General features: G+C 72.9%; 20 protein-coding genes. 8 read left to right on the top strand and 12 right to left on the bottom strand.

Going from position 1 to position 24,485, the window contains the following annotated elements; genetic code table 11:
* Positions 1-41: 41 nt before the first annotated feature.
* The 3 genes from AB0B01_RS14350 (at position 42) to AB0B01_RS14360 (ending at position 2,658) form a co-directional block, all read left to right on the top strand.
* The gene (locus tag AB0B01_RS14350) at positions 42-1,049 is read left to right on the top strand and encodes an aldo/keto reductase (protein ID WP_361717493.1); all 1,008 of its coding nucleotides are present in this window, start codon (positions 42-44) and stop codon (positions 1,047-1,049) included.
* 106 nt (positions 1,050-1,155) lie between these two features.
* Positions 1,156-2,439, top strand: a complete 1,284-nt coding sequence (locus tag AB0B01_RS14355) for a PQQ-dependent sugar dehydrogenase (RefSeq protein ID WP_361717496.1) — start codon at positions 1,156-1,158, stop codon at positions 2,437-2,439.
* A 33-nt stretch (positions 2,440-2,472) separates the two neighbouring features.
* The gene (locus AB0B01_RS14360) at positions 2,473-2,658 is read left to right on the top strand and encodes a DUF6191 domain-containing protein (protein ID WP_361717499.1); all 186 of its coding nucleotides are present in this window, start codon (positions 2,473-2,475) and stop codon (positions 2,656-2,658) included.
* Here the strand turns inward: AB0B01_RS14360 and AB0B01_RS14365 are convergent.
* From AB0B01_RS14365 to AB0B01_RS14390, 6 genes are all read right to left on the bottom strand, one after another.
* A complete protein-coding gene (locus tag AB0B01_RS14365) occupies positions 2,624-5,689 on the bottom strand; it encodes an AAA family ATPase (protein ID WP_361717643.1) in 3,066 nt (1,021 codons plus the stop codon). The genes AB0B01_RS14360 and AB0B01_RS14365 overlap by 35 nt on opposite strands.
* Before the next feature lie 84 nt (positions 5,690-5,773).
* Positions 5,774-5,941, bottom strand: a complete 168-nt coding sequence (locus tag AB0B01_RS14370) for a hypothetical protein (protein ID WP_361717502.1) — start codon at positions 5,939-5,941, stop codon at positions 5,774-5,776.
* Positions 5,942-6,110: 169 nt separating this feature from the next.
* Complete coding sequence (locus tag AB0B01_RS14375; protein ID WP_361717505.1) at positions 6,111-6,719, bottom strand: hypothetical protein; 609 nt, start codon at positions 6,717-6,719, stop codon at positions 6,111-6,113.
* 103 nt (positions 6,720-6,822) lie between these two features.
* Positions 6,823-7,371 (bottom strand): GNAT family protein, encoded by a 549-nt coding sequence (locus AB0B01_RS14380; protein ID WP_361717508.1) that lies wholly within the window; start codon positions 7,369-7,371, stop codon positions 6,823-6,825.
* A 42-nt stretch (positions 7,372-7,413) separates the two neighbouring features.
* The gene (locus tag AB0B01_RS14385; protein ID WP_361717511.1) at positions 7,414-9,663 is read right to left on the bottom strand and encodes an MMPL family transporter; all 2,250 of its coding nucleotides are present in this window, start codon (positions 9,661-9,663) and stop codon (positions 7,414-7,416) included.
* 210 nt (positions 9,664-9,873) lie between these two features.
* On the bottom strand, positions 9,874-10,242 hold the full coding sequence (locus tag AB0B01_RS14390; RefSeq protein WP_356853498.1) for a signal peptidase I: 369 nt from the start codon (positions 10,240-10,242) through the stop codon (positions 9,874-9,876).
* A gap of 61 nt (positions 10,243-10,303) precedes the next feature.
* On the opposite strand from AB0B01_RS14390, the gene AB0B01_RS14395 reads away from it, so the two are divergent.
* From AB0B01_RS14395 to AB0B01_RS14415, 5 genes are all read left to right on the top strand, one after another.
* Positions 10,304-11,104: a GNAT family N-acetyltransferase gene (locus AB0B01_RS14395; protein WP_361717515.1), complete on the top strand. Its 801-nt coding sequence runs from the start codon at positions 10,304-10,306 to the stop codon at positions 11,102-11,104.
* A 67-nt stretch (positions 11,105-11,171) separates the two neighbouring features.
* Positions 11,172-11,672: a DinB family protein gene (locus AB0B01_RS14400; RefSeq protein WP_361717518.1), complete on the top strand. Its 501-nt coding sequence runs from the start codon at positions 11,172-11,174 to the stop codon at positions 11,670-11,672.
* A gap of 62 nt (positions 11,673-11,734) precedes the next feature.
* Positions 11,735-13,879, top strand: coding sequence for a penicillin acylase family protein (locus AB0B01_RS14405; protein WP_361717521.1), 2,145 nt, complete (start codon positions 11,735-11,737; stop codon positions 13,877-13,879).
* The gene (locus AB0B01_RS14410) at positions 13,876-14,538 is read left to right on the top strand and encodes a GNAT family N-acetyltransferase (protein WP_361717524.1); all 663 of its coding nucleotides are present in this window, start codon (positions 13,876-13,878) and stop codon (positions 14,536-14,538) included. Before AB0B01_RS14405 ends, AB0B01_RS14410 begins: the two co-directional genes overlap by 4 nt.
* Positions 14,539-15,208: 670 nt before the next feature.
* Positions 15,209-15,832: an NPCBM/NEW2 domain-containing protein gene (locus tag AB0B01_RS14415; protein WP_361717527.1), complete on the top strand. Its 624-nt coding sequence runs from the start codon at positions 15,209-15,211 to the stop codon at positions 15,830-15,832.
* Positions 15,833-15,966: 134 nt separating this feature from the next.
* On the opposite strand, the gene gatB is transcribed toward AB0B01_RS14415, so the two are convergent.
* The 6 genes from gatB to ligA all read right to left on the bottom strand — a co-directional run bounded on the left by gatB (position 15,967) and on the right by ligA (position 24,478).
* Positions 15,967-17,475, bottom strand: a complete 1,509-nt coding sequence (gatB, locus tag AB0B01_RS14420; protein ID WP_361717530.1) for an Asp-tRNA(Asn)/Glu-tRNA(Gln) amidotransferase subunit GatB — start codon at positions 17,473-17,475, stop codon at positions 15,967-15,969.
* Positions 17,476-17,490: 15 nt separating this feature from the next.
* On the bottom strand, positions 17,491-17,736 hold the full coding sequence (locus AB0B01_RS14425) for a hypothetical protein (protein ID WP_030295076.1): 246 nt from the start codon (positions 17,734-17,736) through the stop codon (positions 17,491-17,493).
* A complete protein-coding gene (gatA, locus tag AB0B01_RS14430; RefSeq protein WP_361717533.1) occupies positions 17,733-19,226 on the bottom strand; it encodes an Asp-tRNA(Asn)/Glu-tRNA(Gln) amidotransferase subunit GatA in 1,494 nt (497 codons plus the stop codon). Before gatA ends, AB0B01_RS14425 begins: the two co-directional genes overlap by 4 nt.
* A gap of 6 nt (positions 19,227-19,232) precedes the next feature.
* Positions 19,233-19,529, bottom strand: a complete 297-nt coding sequence (gene gatC, locus AB0B01_RS14435; protein WP_010984178.1) for an Asp-tRNA(Asn)/Glu-tRNA(Gln) amidotransferase subunit GatC — start codon at positions 19,527-19,529, stop codon at positions 19,233-19,235.
* A 154-nt stretch (positions 19,530-19,683) separates the two neighbouring features.
* Positions 19,684-21,876 (bottom strand): bifunctional diguanylate cyclase/phosphodiesterase, encoded by a 2,193-nt coding sequence (locus AB0B01_RS14440; RefSeq protein ID WP_361717538.1) that lies wholly within the window; start codon positions 21,874-21,876, stop codon positions 19,684-19,686.
* A gap of 388 nt (positions 21,877-22,264) precedes the next feature.
* Positions 22,265-24,478 (bottom strand): NAD-dependent DNA ligase LigA, encoded by a 2,214-nt coding sequence (ligA, locus tag AB0B01_RS14445; RefSeq protein WP_361717540.1) that lies wholly within the window; start codon positions 24,476-24,478, stop codon positions 22,265-22,267.
* Positions 24,479-24,485: the final 7 nt, after the last annotated feature.

Genomic DNA, 24,485 nt, shown 5'->3' on the forward strand with positions numbered 1-24,485 from the left:
TCAAGCCGTTAGTTTGGTGCCGAGCGGGAGGGGACGCACGGGTGGAGCGCAGGGTGATCGGGGCAGGGGCGCTGGCGGTGGGCGCCGTCGGGCTCGGGTGCATGCCGATGAGCTGGGCCTACGCCCCCTCGCGGCGCCGCGGCGAGGACTCGCTGGCCACCGTGCACACGGCCCTGGACCTGGGGGCGAACCTGCTGGACACGGCCGACATGTACGGGCCGTTCACCAATGAGCTGCTGCTCGGACGGGTGCTGCGCGAGCGGCGTTCGGAGGCGTTCGTGTCGGCCAAGGTGGGACTGCGGGCCGGGGAGCAGCACGTCGTGGCCGACGGGCGGCCCGGATATCTGCGGCGGGCGTGCGATGCCTCGCTGCGGCGGCTGCGGACGGACGTCATCGACCTCTACCAGCTGCACCGGGTGGATCCGGAGGTTCCGGTCGAGGAGTCCTGGGGGGCGATGGCGGAGCTGGTGAGTGCCGGGAAGGTGCGGGCGCTGGGGTTCTGTGCGCTGGGCGCGGGGGCCGGGCCCGGGGCGGGGCGGCGCGGGGACCGGAACTATGCAGTGACGTTGCGGCATCTGGAGCGGGTGCAGCAGGTGTTCCCGGTGAGCGCGGTGCAGGCGGAGCTGTCGGTGTGGTCGCCGGAGGCGGTGCGCACGCTGCTGCCGTGGTGTGCGGCGCGGGGCGTGGGGTTCCTGGCGGCGATGCCGCTGGGCAGCGGGTTCCTGACGGGGACGCTCACGCCGGGCGAGGGCTTCGAGTGGGAGGACGTACGGGCGCGGCATCCGCGGTTCACGGCGGAGTCGATGGCGGCGAACCAGGTGCTGGTGGCGGGGCTGCGCCGGGTGGCCCGGCGGCACGGGGCCGGGGTGACGGCGGCGCAGGTGGCGCTGGCGTGGGTGCTGGCGCAGGGGCCGCAGGTGGTGCCGGTGCCGGGGGCCGAACGGGCGCGGTGGGCGGCGGAGAACGCGGGGGCGGCGCGGGTGCGGCTCACGGCCGGTGACCTGGCGGAGATCGCGGCGCTGCCGTCCGCGGTGGGAGCCTGGGACTGACGGAACAACCACTCGATCGGGTGTACGAGTGGTGGAACTTCGGGAAGTGCCGCAGCTGTTGAGACGGGTGAAGGGCACGATCGCGGGACCGGAGGGGAGCAGGACGATGCGATACGGACGGACGCGGGGACACGAGCGGTACGGGGAACACGAGCGGTACGAGGGGTACGCGGCGCGGGGTGGCTCCGAGGCGCCCGGGGGGCACGCTGCCCCGCGCGCCCGGACCCGGGGAGCGCTGGCGGTGGCCGCGCTGGCCGGATGCGGGGTGCTGCTGGCGGCCGGATGCTCCCCGGCGGGTACCGCCGGCACCGGGACCGGCTCGTCTCCGCCCCGGGCGGCGCCCACGCCCTCGACGAGCGGCCCGTCCGGTTCCGCGGAGGTCTCCGCGCCGCCGGCCAAGGGCTCGGTGACGGTGTCGGGGGAGATCGCCAAGGATCTGGAGTCGCCGTGGGGCGTGGCCCCGCTGCCCGACGGGGATCTGCTGGTGGCCTCGCGGGACAGGGGGACGATCAGCCGGGTCGCGGTGGCCACGGGCAAGGTGGTGCCGATCGGCGAGGTGCCGGGGGTGGCCCCGGGCGGCGAGGGAGGGCTGCTGGGGCTGGCCCTGTCCCCCTCGTTCGCCTCGGACCGGATGGTCTATGCGTACTTCACGACGGAGTCCGACAACCGCATCGCCCGGATGCGGTATGACGAGCACAGAGATCCCGGACAGCAACTGGGGGCGCCCGACACGGTGTTGCGCGGCATTCCGAAGGGGCTCATCCACAATGGCGGCCGGATCGCCTTCGGCCCGGACAAGATGCTCTATGCGGGGACGGGCGAGACCGGTGAGCAGGCTCTCGCGCAGGACAAGAAGTCGCTGGGCGGCAAGATCCTGCGGATGACGCCGGACGGCCGGCCCGTGCACGGCAATCCGGAGGCCGATTCCGTCGTCTATTCGTACGGGCACCGCAATGTGCAGGGTCTCGCCTGGGACAAGGACAAGCGGCTGTGGGCCGCCGAGTTCGGCCAGCACACCTGGGACGAGCTGAACCTGATCGAGCCGGGAGTGAACTACGGCTGGCCGGAGGCGGAGGGCAAGGCCGGCAAGCCGGGCCTGCGTGATCCGGTCGCGGTGTGGAGGACCGATGAGGCGTCGCCGAGCGGTATCGCCTGGGCGCAGGGATCGGTGTGGATGGCCGGGCTGAAGGGTGCGCGGCTGTGGCGGATCCCGCTGGCGGGTACGGCCCTGGCGGCGGAGCCGGAGGCCTTCCTGGAGGGCAAGTACGGCCGGCTGCGGACGGTGGTGGCGCTCGGCGGGGACAGACTGCTGCTGGTCACGAGCGAGACGGACGGGCGGGGATCGCCGGAGCCCGGCGACGACAGGATCCTGACACTGACGGTGCGGTGACCGGCATGCCCCCGGTGGGGGACGAGAGGTGCGGTGGACGCAGTGTTCAACATGATCGAGGAGCTGTTCAACCCGGGACGTAAGCACACCCACGAGGAGAAGAAGCGCCTGGAGCTGTCCCGGACCGACGTGCATGACGGCGATCCGGGACGGGGGCCGATAGACCTGGACTCCGGCAAGGTGCTCATACGCCCCGCGGAGCCGCCGGAACGGAAGTAGCCGGGACGGCTGCCGGGCCGAACAGGCGCAGCCGGTGGGCGAGGGCGGCCGCCTCGCCGCGGCCTGCGACGCCCAGCTTGGCCAGGATGTTCGAGACGTGCACGCTGGCCGTCTTCGGGGAGATGAAGAGCTCCTCGGCGATCCGCCGGTTGCTGTAGCCGGCGGCGACCAGGCGCAGCACCTCCCGTTCGCGGGTGGTCAGGCCCAGGGACTCCGCCGCGTCGGTGTCCGGTGCGGGCAGGGCCGGGGGTGGCTCGGCCTCGGTGAGCGGGAGCCTGGCGCGCCGGGAGAGCAGGGCCAGGTCCTCGCGGAGCCGGCGTGCGCCGAGCCGGTCGGCGGTGGCGTGGGCCTCGCGGAGCAGGAGGGCCGCGGCCTCCCGCGCGCCGCCGGAGGTGAGCAGGGCCTCGGCGAGGCGGTGGCGGGCGCGCGCCAGCAGGTAGGGGCGCTCCAGGGGGTGGACGGCCTGCTCCACGGCGGTCCAGTCGGCGGCGGTGTCCCGGGCTTCGGCGCGGAGCAGTTCGGCCCGGACGAACTCGGCGTGGGCGGCCCACACCGGGCTCGGGGTGGCCAGGGCCCGGGCGGCGCCGCGCAGCACGTCCAGAGCGGCCTCGCGGCCTTCGTCGGCGGCGGGCAGGCCGAGGGCGTCCGCCTCCGCGGAGGCGGCGGCGAGCAGCAGCGGCCAGGCGTAGCGGTGGTGGCCGAGCGGGAAGCCGTAGGCGACGGCCTCGGCGGTCTCGGCGCGGACGTCGGATATCCGGCCCTCCCCCGCGGCCAGGCCGACCGCGAGGCGGTAGAGCGGCAGGCGGTGCTGGGGCTGGGTGTCGTGCGTGCCGAAGTGGGCGTGCGCGGCGGCGAGCTGGGCTGCGGCCTCGGTGAGTTCGCCGCGCGCCAGGGCCAGGTACGACAGGCGGGCGGCGGCGGAGCCGCGCGGGGCGGCGCTCTGGCCGACCCGCAGGGTGCGCCGGGCCGCCTCGGCGGCCTCGTCCCAGCGGCCGAGGCTGTACAGGCTCTCCGCCATGTTTCCGCAGATCCATGCCTCGGTGTCCAACAGCCGGGAGGTTTTGACCAATTCGGCTCCGTGCCGGGCCAGTTCCACCGCTTCCTGTGAGCGGCCCATGCTTTCCAACTGAGAGGTGAGGTTGATATGTGCACGTCCTGCGAGCATGAGGAGCCCGAGTTCGGTGGCGCGTTGGCGCACCGCGTGCAGCTCGGCGAGGCCGCCTTCGGGGTCGCCGGCGTCGGTGAGCAGGGAGCCGACCGTGATCCGGGCGTTGAGCTCGATCTCCTCGGCGCCGAGCATGCGGGCGTAGGCGGCCGCGCGTTCGGCGGCGTCGAGGTTGCCTGGGCCGGGGTTGTGCAGCATCCCCCAGCCCGCGGCGCGGACCAGGACCTCGGCGTGCACCTGGGAGGGGGGCAGCCCCCGGACCAGCTCCTGGGCCTTGGCGAGTTCCTCCCAGCCGTCGCCCCGGCCGAGGGCCGCGACCAGCCGGGAGCGCTCGGTCCAGAACCACGCGGACCGCAGCGGGTCCGCGTCCGCCTCCAGCAGCCGCAACGCCGTCTTGGTGATCTTCAGGGCGCGTTCCCGCTCACCGCCGAACCGGGCGGCGACCGCGGCCTCGGCGAGCAGGTCGAGCCGCTGGAGCGGGGTGGTGGCCGGGTCGCAGCCGCAGGGCGGGTAGACCTCGGTGTAGTCCACCGGGCGCAGTGCCTCGCGGACCTCTTCGGGGGCGCTCTCCCACAGGTCCAAGGCCCGCTCCAGCAGCCGCAGCTGTTCGGAGTAGGCGTGCCGGCGGCGGGCGGCGACCGAGGCGGCGAGCACCGCGGGCAGGGCCTTGGCCGCGTCGTTCGCGTAGTACCAGTAGCTGGCGAGCCGGATGACCCGCTCCTCGGCCCGGATCAGCGAGTCGTCGGCCTCCAGGGCCTGTGCGTAGCGGCGGTTGACCCGGGCCCGTTCGCCGGGCAGCAGGTCGTCGCTCACGGCCTCGCGGACCAGCGAGTGGCGGAAGCGGTAGCCGTCCCCGTCGGGGGTGGCGAGGAGGATGTTGGCGCCGACGGCGGCCCGCAGGGCCTCGATCAGCTCGTCCTCCGTGAGTCCGGCCACGGCCCGCAGGAGCGGGTACTCCACCGTGGAGCCGCCCTCGGCGACGATCCGCACCACCCCTTGGGCGGCCTCCGGCAGGACTTCGACACGGACGAGCAGGAGGTCGCGCAGGGACTCGGTGAGCCCGGCGCGGCAGCCGCTCTCCCGGCAGGCGGCGAGTTCCTCCACGAAGAAGGCGTTGCCGTCGGAGCGGTCGAAGACGGAGTCCACGAAGGCCTCGTCGGGCTGGGAGGCGAGGATCCCGGCGAGCTGGCGGCGTACCTCGGCCCGGTTGAAGCGCGGCAGTTCGATGCGCTGGACGGTGCGGAGCCGGTCCAGTTCGGCGAGCAGCGGGCGCAGCGGGTGGCGGCGGTGGATGTCGTCGGCGCGGTAGGTGGCGACCACGACGAGCCGGCCGCTGGTGAGGGTGCGGAAGAGGTAGGACAGCAGGTGGCGGGTGGAGGTGTCCGCCCAGTGCAGGTCCTCCAGGACGAGGACGACGGTGCGGTCGACGGCGAGCCGCTCCAGCATCCGGGCCGTCAGCTCGAAGAGTCGGGCGGTGCTCTCCTCGTCGTGCGGTCCGCGGGGGGTGTCGCCGAGTTCCGGCAGGATCCGGGCGAGTTCGCCCTCCTGGCCTGCCGCCGCGGCGGCCAACTCCTCGGGGAGCCTGCGGTGCAGGGCGCGCAGCGCCGTCGAGAACGGGGCGAAGGGAAGCCCCTCCGCCCCGATCTCCACACAGCCTCCGACGGCCACGACCGCGCCGCGCCGGGCCGCCTCGCAAAGGAACTCCTCGGTGAGGCGGGTCTTGCCGACCCCGGCCTCTCCCCCGATGAGCATCGCCTGCGGCTCCTGGCCGGCGGCGCGCGCCAATGCGTCGACGAGTACGGCCAGTTCGTCGGCTCGGCCGACGAACACCGGGCTGACAGATCTGGTCTCCACGTCGCCGAGCATCGCACAGGAGTCCGGGTCGGGGGCACTCGTTTCTGGTGCGCTTCTCATCACGGGCCGGTCCACGCAGCGGGGCGGCGGCGCGGTTCACGCGGCCCGGGCGAAGCGGCCCCGGGCTCCTCTCACCGGCCTCTCGGGTTCCTGGCTGCGCGAAGACCCGCTGTGCGCCTTGGCCGCCTCCTGGACCCGGCGGTAGGCCTCGGCCTCGCGGATGAGGTCGGCGCGGCGGGCCATGGCGATCTCGTACTCGAACATCCCGTACTCCCTGGTTGCGTGTTCTCGGGCACCTCGTTCGGTGTGATCCAAGATTCGCGTCCCAGGGGGCCCCGGGGCATCGGGAGCATGCCGCATCTGTACGAGCCGGGGGTCCTTAGACCGGGCCCCGCGGCTCCCCGGTACGGACCGGGGAGTCCTAAGCAGGGTCCTAGGCGGCCTTGGGGAGGGGGACGAGGATGTCGAAGTACATGAGGCCGAACAGCAGGATGCCGAGGGCGCCGAGCGCGACGGCGGCCCAGGAGACGGCCCGGACCCAGGTCGGGTGGACGCGGCCGGGGACGGAGAAGGCGGGGCGGGCCAGGACGAAGACGGCGAGGAGCAGCGCGAGCGTCGACAGGACACCGTTGACCAGGGCGGTCATGTGCCAGGCGTCGCCGTACAGGGCCTGGATCTTGGCCTCGGTGGTCGCGGCGTTCACCGACTCGATCTGGCCTATCAGGGTCTGGCGTTCGGCGATGACGCGCGAGACCCAGCTGCCGCTGAGGGCGACCAGCCCGAGCCCGGCGGCGACGACGGCGCCGGCCGCGGAGCCGACCCCGGTGGGCTGCTCCTGCGGGTCGTCCTGCTCGCCGAGGAGCCCGTCACCGCGGAGGTCTTCGTCGAGCTCCTGTTCGTCGCCGGCCTCGGCGGACGCGGGGGCCGCGGTGTCCTCGGGGGCGTCCTGGAGGGCCGGGCGGGCATCGGCGGCCCGGGGAGTGCCCTGTTCGGCGGTGTCCGCGTCGGGAGCGGTCGGGGCGGCGGTCTTGGTGGTGTCCATGCGGGGCACCGTAGGCGGCTTGTCTGAGAGGTTTCTGAGAGGCCGCCGTGCCGGCCGAGCGCGGCCGGCCGCGGGTGGGCCGCCGGCCCGGGGGCGCCCGGTGTCAGGCGGCCGGGGGCCATTCGTGGGCCAGGACCGCCCAGATCTCGGTGTCCTGGCGGACGCCCCGGTAGGGGTAAGCCTGGCGCAGGACGCCCTCACGGGTCATGCCGAGTCGTTCGGCGACGGCGAGGCTCTTCTTGTTGGCGGAGGAGGCGTGCCATTCGACGCGGTGCATCCCGCGGTCGTGGAAGGCCCAGTCGATCAGGACGCGGCAGGCCTTGGTGACCAGGCCCCGGCCGGCGGCGGTCGGCTCCAGCCAGCAGCCCACCTCGCAGTTGCCCGTCCCGGTGTCGAAGGTACGGAAGAGGACGCCGCCGACGAGGGTGTCGTCGACGCGGATGCCGTAGATGCGGCCGCCGTCGGCCGCCGTCTTCTGCGCGTAGGCGGACAGGAAGCCCTGCGCCGAGTCGAGGTCGGTGACGAAGTCCGCGAGGACGATGTGCTCGCCTATGTACTCCCGGCCGCGGTCCATGTGGGTCAGGAACTCCTCGGCGTGCCAGATCTCCAGCGGAAACAGCTGGGCGTCTTCGGCGAGGTCTATCGAGAACATGCGGCTTCTTCCTTGGGTCTCATACGGCGGGTGGCCGCCGGGTCACCGGGATGTCGTGGCGGGCTCGGCGACGTCCTCGCTCGTAGCGGGGTCCTTGCCGGGCCGCTGCGCGGGAAGTGTCGCATGCGGACCGGGTTCCGGGGGCTCGATGCTGATCTTCGGCAGCCTGCGGTCGAGCCAGCGCGGCAGCCACCAGTTCGCTGCCCCGAGCAGGTGCATCAGTGCCGGGACGAGGAGGGTGCGCAGGACGAAGGCGTCGAGGGCCACGGCCGCGGCGAGTGCGATGCCGAACATGGCGATGATCCGGTCGCCGCTGAGGACGAAGGCCAGGAAGACGGAGATCATGATGACCGCGGCCGAGTTGATGACCCGGCTGGTCTCGGCGAGGCCGACGCGGACGGCCCGCCGGTTGTCGCCGGTCTCCAGCCACTCCTCGTACATCCGGCTGACGAGGAAGACCTGGTAGTCCATGGACAGGCCGAAGAGGACCGAGACCATGATCACGGGGAGGAAGGGCTCGATCGGCCCGGCGCTGCCCAGGCCCAGCAGTTCGCTGCCCCAGCCCCACTGGAAGACGGCGACGACGACGCCGAAGGAGGAGGCGACGGCGGCGACGTTCATGGCCGCCGCCTTGAGCGGTATCCCGAGGGACCGGAAGGCCAGCAGCAGGAGCAGACAGCCGAGGGTGATGACCACCCCGACGAAGAGCGGCAGTTTGCCGACGATGACGCCGGCGAAGTCGTCGTAGCCCGCGGTCACGCCGCCGACGTGGACCGCCATGGTGTTGCCGTGCCCGGCGCGCGGGATGACCGTCTGCCGCAGCCTTTCGACGAGCTCGCTGGTGGCCCGGGACTGCGGGGCGGAGTCCGGTACGACGCTCAGGACGGCCGTGTCGCCGCTGCGGTTGAAGACGGCAGGGCCGGTGGAGGCCACGCCTTCGGTGGTGCGCAGCGCCTCGGCCAGCTGCGCGACGGCCACCCGGTCGCCCGCGCCGTCGAGGCGGGCGACGACGGTGAGCGGGCCGTTCGCGCCCGGGCCGAAACCTTCGGCGAGCAGGTCGTACGCCTGCCGGGTGGTGGAGCTCGCCGGGTTGTTGCCCTGGTCCGAGGTGCCCAGGTGCAGCGAGAGCGTGGGCAGTGCGAGGAAGACCATGGCCGCGGCGGCGAGAAGGCCGAGCGGTTTGGGGTGGCGCTCCACGAAGGCGGACCAGCGGGCGGCGAAGCCGGTGGGCGTCTCGGGCTGCGGCCCCTCGGCCGCCAAGGTGCGGCGCTCACGGCGCGAGAGCGCACGCATGCCGATGTACGAGAGCAGGGCGGGCAGCAGCGTGACCGAGGCGGCGACCGTCAGGACCACGGTGAGAGAGGCGGCGATCGCGACCCCGTTGAGGAAGTTCAGCCGCAGCACCAGCATGCCGAGCAGGGCGATGCAGACGGTGGCTCCGGCGAAGACGACCGCCCGGCCGGTGGTGGCGACGGCGCACTCGGCCGCCTGCGCGACGGGGAGGCCGCTCTTGAGGCCCTTGCGGTGCCGGGTCACGAGGAACAGGGCGTAGTCGATGCCGACACCGAGGCCGATGAGGGTGCCGAGCATCGGGGCGAAGTCGGCGACGGCCATGGCGTGCCCGAGGAGGGTGATGCCGAAATAGGCGGTGCCCACGCTGACCAGGGCGGTCGCGATGGGCAGCAGGCTCGCGGCGAGCGAGCCGAAGGCGAGGAGGAGGACCAGGGCGGCGACGCCCACGCCGATGACCTCGGCGAGGTGGGCGGTGGGCGCCTCGGTGAGGGCGATGGCCGGGCCGCCGAGTTCGACCTGCAGCCCGTCCGCCTCGGTCGTGGGGTTCTTCGCCGCGGCGACGACGGCCTTGGCCTGCGCCTTGGGTACGGAGTCGGCCGGCTGGTCGAAGGTGACCAGGGCGTAGGCGGTCCTGCCGTCGCGGCTGATCCGTGCGGCGCTCTCCGGGCCGGATCCGTAGGGGCCGGCGACCGAGCCGACGCCGGGGAGCGCGGCGATGGTGTCGAGGGCCCGCGTCATGCGTTGTTCCACACCGGGGCTTCGGGCCGACTGGTGCTCGGGGGCCCGCCACACGATGGTGTCGGTGTCCCCGCCCTGGCCGTGGAAGCCCTCGCGCAGCAGGGCGTGCGCCTTGCCGGACTCGGTGCCGGGGACCTCGTAGTGGTTGGAGAAGGCCGCTCCGGCGGTCCCTGCGGCGACGGCGCTCCCGCCGAGCGCGAGCAGCCAGAGCAGGACGGCCACCAGGCGGTGCCGCATGCACCACCGTGCGATTGCTGCCAACGGACGTGCTCCCTGGTGGTTCGGATCTTTACCGGGAGACGCCCGACGCAAAGAACACTAGAACTCGTGAAGGCCCGGCCGGGGGCCCGGGGATCGCCCGGGGACGGCCGGAGGTGGTGGTCTACACCCCAACGATCCCAGCGTTTCGTGATCGTTGGTCCCCTTCGTGTGCATCGTCACAGGAAGGGGGGATCCGGGGGGCCTTGCAGGTCAGTCCTCGGCGCGGTAGCCGGGGACGGAGGGCCAGCGGACGGTGAGGACCACCGAGTCCTCCTCCGCGTACCAGGAGTGGTCGACTCCGCGACCCCACACGACGTAGTCCCCCTGCTCGGCGAGGACGACCGTACGGCCCGGGAACTCCAGCCGGAAGCGTCCGCTGATCAGGACCTGGAGCGCGGTGCGCTCCTCCCCGGTCACCCACTGGGCCCGCTCCTCGCCCTGCGGGTGGACACCCCACTTGATCTCCACGTCCTTGCTGTGGCGCGGATCGGCGGGGTCCTTGAAGTGACCGAGGAGCCAGCCGCGGTCGGTGGCGGCGTCGGGCGCGGCCTTGCCGGTGTAGAGGGAGTCGTCGTTCACGGGCCGAGGTTAATGCAGTTGCGCGGGCCGCCCGGCGGCTGGTCGGCTGGGGACGATGACCATGGATCATGATGAACTGCTGAGGGTACGGGCCCGGTACGACCGGGAGATGCGCCGCGAGGCGCTGCCGGACTCGACCCGGGCGCGGGTCGAGCGGGCGGGCGCAGTGGTACGTCAGACGACACCCGGGGACGGGTGGAACGGCGTGCTCTGGTCCGACCTCGACGAAGGGACGGCGGACGCGGAGATCGCGGCGCAGGTGGCGCACTTCGCGGGGCGGGGAGCGTCCGCCTTCGAGTGGAAGCTGTACGGCCACGACCGGCCGGCCGACCTCGGGGAGCGGCTGCGCGCGGCGGGGTTCACCCCCGAGCCGGCCGAAACCCTGCTGGTGGGGCGGACGGACGAGCTCGCCTCGCTGCCGGTGGAACCGCCGGAGGGCATCACCCTGCGGCCGGTGACCGACGAGGCGGGCGTGGACCTGGTGATGCAGGTGCACGCCGGGGCCTTCGGGACGGACCGCCCGGGGATCCGGCAGCTGATGCTGAGCCTGCTGGAGGACGAGCCGGAGACCATCGCGGCGGTGGTGGCGATGGCCGGGGACACCCCGGTCAGCGCGGCCCGGATGGAGATGCGCCCGGGGTGCTCCTTCGCTGGACTGTGGGGCGGCGGCACCCTCCCGCAGTGGCGCGGCCGGGGCATCTACCGGCTCCTGGTGGCCCACCGGGCCCGGGTCGCCGCCGAGCGCGGCATCCCCTACCTCCAGGTGGACGCCTCCGAGGACAGCCGCCCGATCCTGGAGCGGCTGGGCTTCGGGGTCCTGGGCGTGACGGTGCCGTGGGTGTGGACGGCCCCGGCCGGCTGACACCGCGCCGGGCTGCGGCAGGGCGAAAGCCTTCCACCGGCCCGGCCCGCCGGGGCAAGATCGACCCATGGATCGCATCGGACCGCCCCTGACCGGCAATGAGCGCGACACCCTGCGTGCCTACCTCGACTACCACCGGGCCACCCTCGCCTGGAAGTGCGAGGGCCTCGGCGACGAGGACCTGCGGCGCACCTCCATGCCGCCGTCCACCCTCTCGCTGCTGGGGCTGGTGCGGCACATGGCCGAGGTCGAGCGCCACTGGTTCCGCCGCATTCTGAACGGGGAGGACCTCCCCCACCTCTGGTCCGACCACCACGACTTCCAGGCCGCCTACGACGCCACAGGCTCGACCCGCGAGGAGGCGTTCACCGCCTGGGAGGCCGAGGTAGGGCATGCCCGCCGGATCGAGGCGGCCACCGAATCGCTCGACGTGACGGCGTACGTGCCCAGCTGGCAGGCGGAGGCCTCGCTGCGGCTGGTGATGCTGCATCTGATCCACGAGTACGCACGGCACAACGGCCACGCCGACTTCCTCCGCGAGGGCATCGACGGCACCACGGGAGCCTGAGCACTTCCCCGCGCGAGCTTCTCTATAGTTAGGTCAGCCTTACCTAACAACAGGGAGTGCGAGTGAGTCTTGCGAACACCGCCGAAGCCGCGGAGGCGGATGCCTTCGAGCTGTACCGGGACGACTGGGGAATCCCCCATCTGCGGGCCGCCGACCCGCTCGGGCTCGCCTACGCGCAGGGCCGCACCACCGCCCCCGACCGCGCCTGGCAGCTGGAGGTCGAGCGCTGCCGCGCCCAGGGGACCAGCGCCGCCTTCCTCGGCCCCGACTGCGTCACCTGGGACCGGTTCGCCCGCCGGAGCCGCCTCGACGACACCGCCCGGCGCTGCTATGCGGCCCTCGACCCGGACACCGCGGCCTGGGTCGGGGCCTACGTCGACGGGGTCAACGACGGCCTGGCCCGCGGCTGCGCCCGCGACGAGCGCTTCGCACGCACCGGCCACGCGCCCGCCCCCTGGGAGCCGTGGGTCCCGCTCGGCATCTGGATCGCCACCCACATCCTCTTCGCCGGCTTCGCCACCAAGCTGTGGCGCGAGCGCGTGGCGCGCGCCCTCGGCGACGAGGCCGTCACCCTCTTCGCCACCGACGGCCCCGGCACCGCAGGCAGCAACGGCTGGCTGGTACCCGGCGAGCGGAGCGCCACCGGTGCGGCGATCATCGCGGGCGACCCGCACCGGTTCATCGAGGACCCGGGCGTCTACCAGCAGATACGGCTCGCCTGCCCCGAGTACGACGTCCTGGGCCTCGCCGTCCCCGGCGTGCCCGGCCTCGCCCACTTCGGCCACACCGGCACCGCCGCCTGGGCCATCACCAACGCGATGGCGGACTACCAGGACCTGTACGTGGAGCAGGTGCGCCCGACGGGCGCAGGCGGCTACGAGGCCCTGGGCCCTGACGGCACCTGGGAGCCCGTCCACCGCCACACCGAGACCATCACCGTCGCCGGGGCCGACCCGGTCGAGGTGGAGGTCCTGGAGACCGCCCGCGGCCCGGTGATCACCCGCGAGCACCCCATGCACAACGCGGAGATCGAGAGCGCGGAGAATGCGGCGTACGCGGAGAACGGGGAGAACGGGGAACAGACCCTCTCCCTGCGCTACCCGCCCCGCGTCCGCGCGGACCTCGGCTTCGCCGCCCTGCCCGCACTCCTGCGCGCCCGCACTGTCGCCGACATCGACCGCGCCCTCGACGGCTGGGCCGAGCCCGTCAACGTCGTCCTCGCGGCCGACTCCGAGGGCGGCCTGATGCACCGCGTCGCGGGCGCCGTCCCGCTACGGCACCGCACGAACCGCCTGCGCCCGGTGCCGGCGTGGGATCCGCAGCACGCCTGGCAGGGCTGGGCCGAGACCCCCGCCGAGCCGGTGCAGGGCTTCGCCGTGATGGCCAACGCCCGCGGCATCGCCTCCCCGCTCGGGGTGGAGTTCGCGCCCCCGCACCGCGCCAACCGCATCCGCGCGCTGCTCTCCGGCTCGGCCGACTGGTCCCCGAAGGCGATGGCCGACGTACACCGGGACACGTACCTGGCCTCGGCCGCCCCGCTGCTGGACCTGCTGCCCGGGCTCGACGGCCTGTCCCCCGCTGCGGACGCGCTGCGCACCCGACTGCTCGCCTGGGACCGGCACATGGCGCCCGAGAGCACCGACGCCACCGTCTTCTCGGCCTTCCGGGCCAGGACCGTACGCCGCCTCGCCGCCGATCCCGTCTTCGCGGACCTGGCGGGTGCGCCCACCGGCCCCGAGGTCTTCCACCCCTGGCTGTACCTGCTCCCCCGCGTCGGCTACGCCCTGGAGGGGCTGCTGACCACCCCGCTCCTGCCCGATCTCGACCGGGTCGCCCACGTACGGGCCGCCCTGGAGGAGACGGCCGCGGCGGGCTCCCCCGACATCCCGTGGTCCCAGGTGCACCGCCTCGCGCCCTGGGCGGCGCTCCCGGACCCGGAGGCCGAGTGGCCCGGCCTCAGCGGCGACCACGACTGCGTGAACGCCACCTCCAGCGTCCCGGGTTACACCGACCTCACCGCCCGCGCATCGGCGGCCCGTTACGTATGGGACCTCGCCCGCCGCGAGGACAGCCTCTGGGTGGTCCCACTCGGCGCGGACGGCGTCACGGGCTCGGCCCACCACCGCGACCAGCTCCCGCTCTGGGCCCGCTGCGCACTCGTCCCCGTCGTCACCGACTGGGCCCGCCTCACCAAGGAATCGACATGAGCCCCGCCCCGGCCTCCACCCGGCAGGCCGTCTTCACCCGCCGCATCCGAGGCTTCGGCACCGTCACCCTCACCCCCCTCGACCCGGCCGCCGACTCCGCGCTCGTCCACCGCTGGGTCACCGAGGAGCGGGCCCGCTTCTGGGGCATGGGCGAGGCGAGCCGGGAGCTGGTCCAGGAGATCTACGAGGACGTCGACCGCCGCACCACGCACCACGCCTTCCTCGTCCACCGCGACGGCGAACCGGTCGCGCTGTTCCAGACGTACGACTGCGCGGAGGACCGGATCAGCGACTGCTATGAGGTCCGGCCCGGCGACATCGGCATCCACCTGCTGATCGGTCCCCCACAGGGCGACCCCGAACACGGCTTCAGCGCGGCCCTGGTCAGCGCCTTCACGGCCTACCTGTTCTCCGCGGCGGGCGCCCGCCGGGTGGTCGGGGAGCCGGACGTGCGCAACGCCAAGGTCCTCGCCTTCCTGGAACGCTCCGGCTTCGTCCTCGGCCCGGAGGTCGACCTGCCCGAGATCGACCTGCCCGAGGTCCACCTCCCGGCGAAGAAGGCCCGCCTCGTCTTCCTCCACGCCCCGCAGGAGGACGGGGAGCCGGCGGCCCTGGCGACCGGAGCGCCCTCCCCACGGCAAACTGACCATTCCGATTGACCGTGTGATTCCGGCCAGGCCAGGCTGATGGCCACTCAAGGCATCGGCGCTGGGGGGAAATTGACGGCCGAGGTCCGGTTCACCCCGGGATACGCGGCTCCCGAGGTCTTCGACGGCAAGCGGACTCCGGCCGCCGACCGGTACGCCTTCGGGGCCATCGCGTACTTCCTGCTGAGCGGGGAGTCCCCGCCCAGCTCGCCGGAGCAGCCGGCCCGGGCGATGGCCGGGCTGCCACAGATCGCCGTCCTGGACGCCGAGCAGCGGGACCGGATCACCGCCGTCTACGCGGGCGACCCGACGCAGCGGCCCATAAGCCTGGCCGCGTGGATGAAGGACGTACGGCACGCGGTGGTGTCCACCACCCCCTCCACCTCGCAACGGGCCGTGCAGGACGCGGCTCCCGATCCGGCTGCGGCTGCGGCTCCCGTACCGGCGAGGCCGGTGGTGCCTCCGCAGCCTGCGGGCCCGCCGCCGGCCCACACGCCGGCCCCGCCCCCCGGCCCCGCAGCAGGCGCAGCAGGCGCAGCAGGCGCAGCAGGCGCAGCAGGCGCAGCAGGCGCAGCAGGCGCACGTACCCTCCGGATACGGGCCGACGTACCCGCTGCACGAGTCCCCGCCCCCGGGGCGGGCCCGGTCGAAGAAGCGGCGGACCGGGCTGGTCCTGGGTTCGGTGGCCGCCGTACTGGTCGTCGCGGCCCTCGCGGTGCTCGGCGTACGCCTTCTGGACAAGGACAAGGGCGCCGACCAGGCGGCCTCGGGGAACAAGGGCGGCAACTCCGCCTCCGACGCGGCCGCAGCGGAGGCCGAGTCCCCGACGCCCAACCCCTCGGAGAGCGAGAGCGAGAGTCCGGAGGCCGCGACGCCCGACCCCACGGCGAGCGGTACCCGGCCGGGCGGCGTCGCGCCGGACATCAAGGCCGCGGACCTGACCCCATTGGCGCCCATCGCGGGGCTGGGCAACTTCACCGTCGGGGCGGCGAAGATCAACACCAAGCAGTACGGGGCGGCCTTCATCGCGCAGCCCGACTGCAACGACGAGGCGATCACGGAGTTCGACCTCAACCACGAGTGGAAGCAGTTCACCGCCGGGATCGACGACGGCTCCAGCCACGAGAAGGGACGGGGCAGCATCTCGCTCGACGGGAAGCCTGCGGCCTTCTCCGAGCTCGTCGAGCTCGGGAAGCCGGCCACGCAGTCGGTGGACGTGACGGGAGCCCTGCGGCTGCGCGTCAAGGTGGACATGGGCTGCGACAACGGCACCGTCGTCATCGCCGCCCCCCAGCTGACCCGCTGACCGCTGACCCGAGCCGCACCGTGCCGCGCCGGGCAGCGCCCCACCGGGCAGCGCCCCCGGCCAGGGCCGGGCCGGACGCACGGCGGCCCCGCACCGGAATCCGGTGCAGGGCCGCCGTGGTACGGACGGAGCGACTACGCGGAGACGCCGAGGCGCTCCAGGATGAGCTCCTTGACGCGGGCCGCATCGGCCTGGCCGCGGGTGGTCTTCATGACCGCGCCGACCAGGGCGCCGACGGCGGCGACCTTGCCGCCGCGGATCTTGTCGGCGATCGCGCCGTTGGCCGCGATGGCCTCGTCCACGGCCGCGCCGAGCGCGCCCTCGTCCGAGACGACCTTCAGGCCGCGCTTCTCGACGACCTCGTCCGGGGTGCCCTCGCCGGCGAGGACGCCCTCGATGACCTGGCGGGCCAGCTTGTCGTTCAGGTCGCCCGCCGCGACCAGCGCCGCGACGCGCGCGACCTGGGCCGGGGTGATCGGCAGCTCGTCGACCGAGACGCCCTGCTCGTTGGCGTTGCGGGCGAGCTCGCCCATCCACCACTTGCGTGCGGCGGCCGAGTCGGCACCCGCCTCGATCGTGGCGACGATGGAGTCCACGGCGCCCGCGTTGAGGATCGACTGCATGTCGTGCTCGGAGACGCCCCACTCCTCGCGGAGCCGGTTGCGGCGCACGCGCGGCATCTCGGGCAGTCCGGCGCGCAGTTCCTCGACCCATGCACGGGCCGGGGCGACGGGCACCAGGTCGGGCTCCGGGAAGTACCGGTAGTCCTCGGCGTTGTCCTTGATGCGGCCGGCCGTGGTGGAGCCGTCCTCCTCGTGGAAGTGCCGGGTCTCCTGCACGATGGTGCCGCCGCCGCTGAGGACGGCCGCGTGGCGCTGGATCTCGAAGCGCGCCGCGCGCTCCACGGAACGCAGCGAGTTGACGTTCTTCGTCTCCGAGCGGGTGCCGAAGGGGGCGTCGGGGCTGGTGCGCAGCGACAGGTTGACGTCGCAGCGCATCTGGCCCTTGTCCATCCGGGCCTCGGAAACGCCGAGCGCCTTGATGACCTCGCGCAGCTCGGCGACGTACGCCTTGGCGACCTCGGGGGCCCGTACGCCCGCGCCCTCGATCGGCTTGGTGACGATCTCGATGAGCGGGATCCCGGCGCGGTTGTAGTCCAGCAGGGAGTGGGACGCGCCGTGGATACGGCCGGTGGCGCCGCCGACGTGCAGCGACTTGCCGGTGTCCTCCTCCATGTGGGCGCGCTCGATCTCCACGCGGAAGACCTCGCCGTCCTCCAGCTGTACGTCGAGGTAGCCGTTGAAGGCGATGGGCTCGTCGTACTGGGAGGTCTGGAAGTTCTTCGGCATGTCCGGATAGAAGTAGTTCTTCCGGGCGAAACGGCACCATTCGGCGATCTCGCAGTTCAGCGCGAGGCCGATCTTGACGGCCGACTCGACGCCGATCGCGTTGACGACCGGCAGGGAGCCGGGCAGGCCGAGGCAGGTGGGGCAGGTCTGCGAGTTGGGCTCGGCGCCCAGCTCGGTGGAACAGCCGCAGAACATCTTGGTCTTGGTGCCGAGCTCGACATGGACCTCCAGGCCCATGACGGGGTCGTACGACGCGAGGGCGTCCTCGTACGACAGCAGTTCGGTGACGGTCACAGTGAAACTTCCCTCTCAGCCCAGCAGGACGTCGTCGTCGCCGAGGCGCTTCAGCTCGCGGTACAGGATCGCGAGGCCGGTGACGATGGCGGCGGCGGACACAACGGCGTCGACCAGCTTCAGCGTGTCGTTCTCGGTGCGGGCCTTGCGGGCCTGCTTGATCACGCTGATGGCACCGAAGGCGGTGGTGCCGATCGACAGGTACGTACCGGACTTGGACTTCTTGAAGCCCTTGGCCTTGGACAGCGCACTCGAACTCACAGCGACGGAGCCTCCTCAAGCAGCGGGTGACCCCAGCGCGCGGTGAAGGCGGCCTCGACGGCGGCACCGACCTTGTACAGCCGGTCGTCCTTCATCGCCGGGGCGATGATCTGCAGTCCGACCGGCAGGCCGTCTTCCGGCGCCAGGCCGCAGGGCAGCGACATGGCGGCGTTGCCGGCCAGGTTGGTCGGGATGGTGCACAGGTCGGCGAGGTACATCGCCAGCGGGTCGTCGGTGCGCTCGCCGATGGGGAAGGCGGTGGTCGGGGTCGTCGGCGAGACGATCACGTCGACCTGCTCGAAGGACTTCTCGAAGTCCTTGCTGATGAGCGTGCGGACCTTCTGGGCCGAGCCGTAGTACGCGTCGTAGTAGCCGGAGCTCAGCGCGTAGGTACCGAGGATGATGCGGCGCTTGACCTCGTCGCCGAAGCCGGCCTCGCGGGTGAGCGCGGTGACGTCCTCGGCGGACTTGGTGCCGTCGTCGCCGACGCGCAGGCCGTAGCGCATGGCGTCGAAGCGGGCCAGGTTGGAGGAGCACTCGGACGGCGCGATCAGGTAGTACGCGGCCATCGCGAGGTCGAAGGACGGGCAGTCCAGCTCGACGATCTCGGCGCCCAGCTCCTTGAGGAGCTCCACGGACTCGTTGAAGCGCTGGACGACGCCGGCCTGGTAGCCCTCGCCGGCGAACTGCTTGACGACACCGACGCGCATGCCGGCGACGGAGCCGTTGCGGGCCGCCTCGACGACCGGCGGGACCGGGGCGTCGATGGAGGTGGAGTCCAGCGGGTCGTGGCCGGCGATGACCTCGTGCAGGAGGGCCGCGTCCAGGACCGTACGGGCGCACGGGCCGCCCTGGTCGAGGGAGGAGGAGAAGGCCACCATGCCGTAGCGGGAGACGCCGCCGTACGTGGGCTTCACGCCGACGGTGCCGGTGACGGCGGCGGGCTGGCGGATGGAGCCGCCGGTGTCCGTGCCGATGGCGAGGGGGGCCTGGAAGGCGGCGAGGGCGGCCGCGGAACCGCCGCCGGAGCCGCCGGGGATGCGGGTGAGGTCCCAGGGGTTGCCGGTGGGGCCGTAGGCGCTGTTCTCGGTGGAGGACCCCATGGCGAACTCGTCCATGTTGGTCTTGCCGAGGATGACGACGTCGGCTTCCTTGAGCTTGCGCGTCAGGGTGGCGTCGTACGGCGGGATCCAGCCTTCGAGGATCTTCGAACCGACGGTGGTCGGGACCCCGACGGTGGTGAAGATGTCCTTGAGGGCGAGCGGGACGCCGGCCAGCGGGCCCAGCTTCTCGCCGCGCTCGCGCTTGGCGTCGACGGCGCGGGCCTGGGCGAGGGCGCCCTCCCGGTCGACGTGGAGGAAGGCGTGGACCTTCTCGTCGGTCGCGTCGATGCGGGCGAGGTGGGCCTCGGTGACCTGGACGGCCGTGAGCTCGCCGGAGGCGATCTTCTCGGCGGTCTCGGCTGCGGTGAGCTTGATGATGTCGGTCATGGCTTCTTAGTCCTCCCCCAGGATCTGCGGCACCTTGAAACGCTGCTGCTCCTGGGCGGGAGCGCCGGAAAGCGCCTGCTCGGGGGTGAGCGACGGTCGGACCTCGTCCGCGCGCATGACGTTCGTCAGGGGCAGCGGGTGGGAGGTCGGCGGGACGTCTTGGTCGGCGACCTCGGATACGCGGGCGACCGCGCCGATGATGTCGTCGAGCTGTCCGGCGAAGTGGTCCAGCTCTTCGGCCTTGAGCTCCAGACGTGCCAGCCGAGCGAGGTGGGCGACCTCCTCGCGCGTGATGCCAGGCATGCAGCGATCCTCTGGGGGTGGTGAGTGTGTAGTTTCGTGCCCAATCCTATGGGGCCGGGCCCCGGACCCACGAAACCGTTTCCCCCGGACCCCCGGGAAATCCCGCCCGGGACGGCCGTCCCGCTGCCTGCGCGGCGGCCCCGGGCGGGGGCCGTCAGGGGGCGGATTCCGCCCGGGTGGGGGCGATGGAGAGTTCCGCGGTGATGTCCGCGGGGCGGCGCCAGCCGCGTTCGCCGCGGGCCAGGAGCCAGGCCGTCGCCTCCTGCGGGGGCATCGCGGCGGCGACCAGCCAGCCCTGGACGGCGTCGCAGCCGAGGTCGCGCAGGCGCTCCCACGTCTCGTCGTCCTCCACGCCCTCGGCGACCACGAGCAGGCCCAGGGAGTGGGCGAGGTCCACCGTGCAGCGGACGATCTCCGCGTCCTGGGTGTCCACGGCCAGCCGGGCCACGAACGAGCGGTCGATCTTCAGCTCGCTCACCGGCAGCCGGCGCAGGTGAACGAGGGAGGAGTAGCCCGTGCCGAAGTCGTCCAGCGACATCTTGACGCCGTGGCCCGTCAGGCCCGCCATCGTGTCCGCCGCCCGCTGCGGGTCCTCCAGCAGGACGTGTTCCGTTATCTCCAGCTGGAGACCGCTCGCCGGGACCCCGTGCCGGGCCAGCCGTGCGGCCACCGCCCCGGCGAAGCCCGGGGTGTGGACGTCGCGCGGCGAGACGTTGACGGCCACCGGGACCTTCAGGCCCTGGGCACGCCAGCGGGCCACCTGCGCCAAGGCGGTCTCCAGGACGTACTCGGTGAGGTGCGGCATCAGGCCGGAGGTCTCGGCGATCGCGATGAACTCGTCCGGCGAGACCCGCCCCCGCTCCGGGTGGACCCACCGCACGAGGGCTTCGAGGCCGGCCACCTGCCCGTCGAAGCGGACCTTGGGCTGGTAGTGCAGTTCCACCTCGCCGGCGTCCAGGGCTCTGCGCAGGTCCCCGAGGAGGCCGAGCCGGTCGGGGGTGTTGCTGTCCCGCTTGGACTCGTACACCTCCACGCCCGTGCGGTCCCGCTTCGCCTGGTACATGGCCACGTCGGCGCGCCGCAGCAGCCCCTCCGCGTCCAGGGCGTGGTCGGGGAAGACGGCGAGACCGGCGCTGGCCTCCAGGACGAGCGTGAGCCCGTCCAGGTCGAGGGGGGAGCTCAGCTCGGCGACCAGGTGGCGGGCGACCCGCTGGGCGCTGGTGGTGGAGTCGGTGGTGGGCAGCAGGACCGCGAACTCGTCGCCTCCGAGGCGGGCCGCCTCAGCGTCCTCCGGGAGGGCCTGTTGCAGCCGGTCGGCGATCTGGAGCAGCAGCCGGTCCCCCGCCAGGTGGCCCAGGGTGTCGTTGACCGCGCGGAAGCGGTCCAGGTCGATCAGCACAAGAGCTGACCGGGTGCCCAAACGTTCAGCCTCGTCCAGGGCGCTCCAGGCCCGCTCCAGCAGCCACTGCCGGTTCGGCAGCCCGGTCAGCGGATCGCGCAGCTGCTCCTCGGCGCGGGCGCGGGCGATCCACAGGGTGGAGTCCAGGGCGATCAGCGGTACGGCGAACAGCGGCAGCAGCACCGGCTGCGTCACGGCGACCACGCAGATCAGCGGGGCGATGCCGAGCAGCGCGACGGCGACTAAGGCGTGCCGGAGCAGGGCCGCCCGGTCGAGGCCGGGCCGTCTGCCGCGCGGCGCGAGGGCGGCCCACAGCAGGGTCCGGGTGACCACCAGGTAAGCCACGGCAACGAAGACGAGTTCGGGGGCGGCGTCCAGCCCCCAGCCGGTCGGCGTCCACGGCGCCTCGACGGTCGGGACGTGCCCGAACGCGGCGAGGACGAGCGCCCCCGCGCCGATGCCGAGGATGTCGGCGCAGCCGTGCAGCAGCCCCTGCCTCCAGCGGTGCCGGCGCGCGGCCCCGACCAGGGAGACCACCGCGAGGGAGACGAGCGCGGCCGGCACCCACCCGTAGAGGACGAGCACGCCCAGGGTGAGCGCCGCGCCCGAGCCGGTGCCGCCCCACCAGCGGTCGCGGCCCAGCGCGACCAGGTGCCCGACGATGACACCGGTGAGGAGGGCGAGTGCCCAGCCGACCGGTCCGCCGGGGAACAGGGCATGACGGTCGGTCAGCGCGGACGCGATGCCGGCGACGAGCACCACGACGGCTAGGCCCACGACGAGGAAGGGCAGCACCGTGCGCTGCCGTGCTCCGCCGGGGCCCGCTCCGCCGTCGAGCGGACGGGTGTCCGGTGTCCTGGCACCCAGGACACCGGGCCGGCCCGTCCGCATGGACGGGATCTCCCCGCCGAAATCAGGTGACGGGTCGGCGCTTTCGGTGGGTTTCATGCCCGTCCCTCTCACAGCCGGGGATGCCGATGTCACGCGATGGCCCCGATGTCATGCCATCACGGCTGGAATACCCATCACGCAGCCGCGCACGACAGGCGCACCCCTCAACAGTAGGACGCGAGAGGCTCCCAGGGGCAGCGGTCGGCGGCGGTTGCCCGAATGCGACCCAGCCATCCTCATCAGTACGGTATCCGCCGAACGGGTGAGCCGGGACCAGGACCCCCGGGTCACCCATCCGATGATCCGACAGCTCACCGCCCTGCGAACAGCCTTGTACCAGCCGTTTGCCCCCCGCTGTCGCGCCCGGCGTACGCCCGCCCGTCCGGCCGCACGCCACGCATCCATTCGCCCGGACCGCCTCCCGGGACGAGTCCCTCCAGAGGTATTACTCCGCTCCGGGGGCGCCGTCCACCACGAGCGCCGCCTCGCGTGCCGCGTCCGGGCCCTGCTCCAGCAGCACCGCGAAGCCCGCGTCGTCGAGGATGGGCAGCTTCAACTGGACGGCCTTGTCGTACTTGGAGCCCGGGTTGTCGCCGACCACGACAAAGGAGGTCTTCTTGGAGACGGAGCCGGTCACCTTGGCGCCCCGGCTCTGCAGGGCGTCCTTCGCACCGTCGCGGGTGTGGCTCTGCAGGGTGCCGGTCACGACGACCGTCAGGCCCTCCAGGGGGCGCGGCCCCGCCTCCTCGGCGGAACCTTCCTCCTCCAACCGGACTCCGGCGGCCCGCCACTTGCGCAGGATCTCCTGGTGCCAGTCGACGGCGAACCATTCCTTGACGGCCGCCGCGATGATCGGTCCGACGCCCTCGGTCGCGGCCAGTTCCTCCTCGGTGGCCGCCTCGATCCGCTCGATGGAGCGGAACTCGCGCGCCAGGGTCTCCGCCGCCACCGGTCCCACGTGCCGGATCGACAGGCCGTTGATGAACCGGGCCAGCGGGCGCTCCTTGGCGGCCCGGATGTTCTCCAGCATGGCCAGGGCGTTCTTCTTCGGCTCGCCCTTCTGGTTGGCGAAGACCGTGACGATCTTCTCCTCGCCGGTCTTCGGATCGCGCTTGGGCAGTCCGCTGTCGGCGTCCAGCACGTACGCCTTGATGGGGAGCAGCTGTTCCATCGTGAGGCCGAAGAGGTCGCCCTCGTCGCGCATCGGCGGCTCGGCCGGCTCCAGCGGGTTGGTGAGGGCGGCCGCGGCCACCGCACCGAAGTTCTCGATGTCCAGGCACTGGCGGCCGGCCAGGTAGAAGAGCCGCTCGCGCAACTGGGCGGGGCACGTCCGCCCGTTGGGGCAGCGCAGGTCGATGTCGCCCTCCTTCATCGGCCGCAGGGCGGTCCCGCACTCGGGGCAGTCGGCCGGCATCACGAACTCCCGCTCGGTGCCGTCGCGCAGGTCCACCACCGGGCCGAGGATCTCCGGAATCACATCGCCGGCCTTGCGCAGCACGACGGTGTCCCCGATCAGCACACCCTTGGCCTTGACGACCTCCTGGTTGTGCAGGGTCGCGAACTCGACCTCGGACCCGGCCACCGTGACCGGCTCCACCTGGGCGTACGGGGTCACGCGCCCGGTCCGGCCGACGCCGACCTTGATGTCGACCAGCTTGGTGTTGACCTCTTCCGGGGCGTACTTCCAGGCGATGGCCCACCGCGGCGCCCGCGCGGTGGAGCCGAGGCGGCCCTGGAGCGGGATCTCGTCGAGCTTGACGACCACGCCGTCGATCTCGTGCTCCACGGAGTGCCGGTTCTCGCCGAAGTACGCGATGAACTCCTTGACCTCCGCGAGCGAGGAGACCACCTTGTTGTGCCGGGCCGTCGGCAGGCCCCACTCGCGCAGCAGCCCGTACGCGTGCGAGAGCTTGTCGATCTCGAAGCCCTCGCGCGCGCCGATGCCGTGCACCACCATGTGCAGCGGGCGGGTGGCGGTGACCTTCGGGTCCTTCTGGCGCAGGGACCCGGCCGCCGCGTTGCGCGGGTTGGCGAAGGGCTTTTCACCGGCCTCGACCAGCCGCGCGTTGAGCGCCTCGAACTTCTCCATCGGGAAGAAGACCTCGCCGCGGATCTCCACCAGCTCCGGGATCCGGTCGCCCTTGAGGCGGTCCGGGATCTCCGCGATGGTGCGGACGTTGGGCGTGATGTCCTCGCCGGTGCGGCCGTCGCCGCGGGTGGCGGCGCGGGTCAACCGGCCCTTCTCGTAGGTGAGGTTGACGGCGAGGCCGTCCACCTTGAGCTCGCACAGGAAGTGGACATCGGGCGTGTTGACGTCCCGCGCCACCCGGTCGGCCCAGGCCGTCAGCTCCTCGTCGTCGAAGGCGTTGTCGAGGGAGAGCATGCGCTCGCGGTGCTGGACGGAGGCGAAGTCCGTCTCGTACGCCCCGGCCACCTTCTGGGTGGGCGAGTCGGGCGTGCGCAGCTCCGGGTACTGGTCCTCCAGCGCCTCCAGCGAGCGCAGCAGCTGGTCGAACTCGGCGTCGCTGACGACCGGCTGGTCGTTCACGTAGTACCGGAAGCGGTGCTCCTCGACCTGCTCGGCCAGCAGCGCGTGCTGCTCACGCACCGCCGCCGGTGCCGCCGTGCCGTCGCCGGCCTGCTTCTGTTCGGCTGCCATGCCGTGT

Source organism: Streptomyces sp. NPDC044571 (genome assembly GCF_040647115.1).
In the GTDB taxonomy this organism is placed as follows: Bacteria; Actinomycetota; Actinomycetes; order Streptomycetales; family Streptomycetaceae; genus Streptomyces.

Excerpts from the sequence above, each read along its gene's own strand:
- AB0B01_RS14355 (WP_361717496.1), top strand. The coding sequence starts at position 1,156 with ATGCGATACGGACGGACGCGGGGACACGAGCGGTACGGGGAACACGAG.
- gatA (WP_361717533.1), bottom strand. The coding sequence starts at position 19,226 with ATGACCGACATCATCAAGCTCACCGCAGCCGAGACCGCCGAGAAGATC.
- gatC (WP_010984178.1), bottom strand. The coding sequence starts at position 19,529 with ATGCCTGGCATCACGCGCGAGGAGGTCGCCCACCTCGCTCGGCTGGCA.
- AB0B01_RS14400 (WP_361717518.1), top strand. The coding sequence starts at position 11,172 with ATGGATCGCATCGGACCGCCCCTGACCGGCAATGAGCGCGACACCCTG.
- AB0B01_RS14375 (WP_361717505.1), bottom strand. The coding sequence starts at position 6,719 with ATGGACACCACCAAGACCGCCGCCCCGACCGCTCCCGACGCGGACACC.
- ligA (WP_361717540.1), bottom strand. The coding sequence starts at position 24,478 with ATGGCAGCCGAACAGAAGCAGGCCGGCGACGGCACGGCGGCACCGGCG.
- AB0B01_RS14440 (WP_361717538.1), bottom strand. The coding sequence starts at position 21,876 with ATGAAACCCACCGAAAGCGCCGACCCGTCACCTGATTTCGGCGGGGAG.
- AB0B01_RS14365 (WP_361717643.1), bottom strand. The coding sequence starts at position 5,689 with ATGCTCGGCGACGTGGAGACCAGATCTGTCAGCCCGGTGTTCGTCGGC.
- AB0B01_RS14370 (WP_361717502.1), bottom strand. The coding sequence starts at position 5,941 with ATGTTCGAGTACGAGATCGCCATGGCCCGCCGCGCCGACCTCATCCGC.
- AB0B01_RS14410 (WP_361717524.1), top strand. The coding sequence starts at position 13,876 with ATGAGCCCCGCCCCGGCCTCCACCCGGCAGGCCGTCTTCACCCGCCGC.
- AB0B01_RS14380 (WP_361717508.1), bottom strand. The coding sequence starts at position 7,371 with ATGTTCTCGATAGACCTCGCCGAAGACGCCCAGCTGTTTCCGCTGGAG.
- AB0B01_RS14395 (WP_361717515.1), top strand. The coding sequence starts at position 10,304 with ATGGATCATGATGAACTGCTGAGGGTACGGGCCCGGTACGACCGGGAG.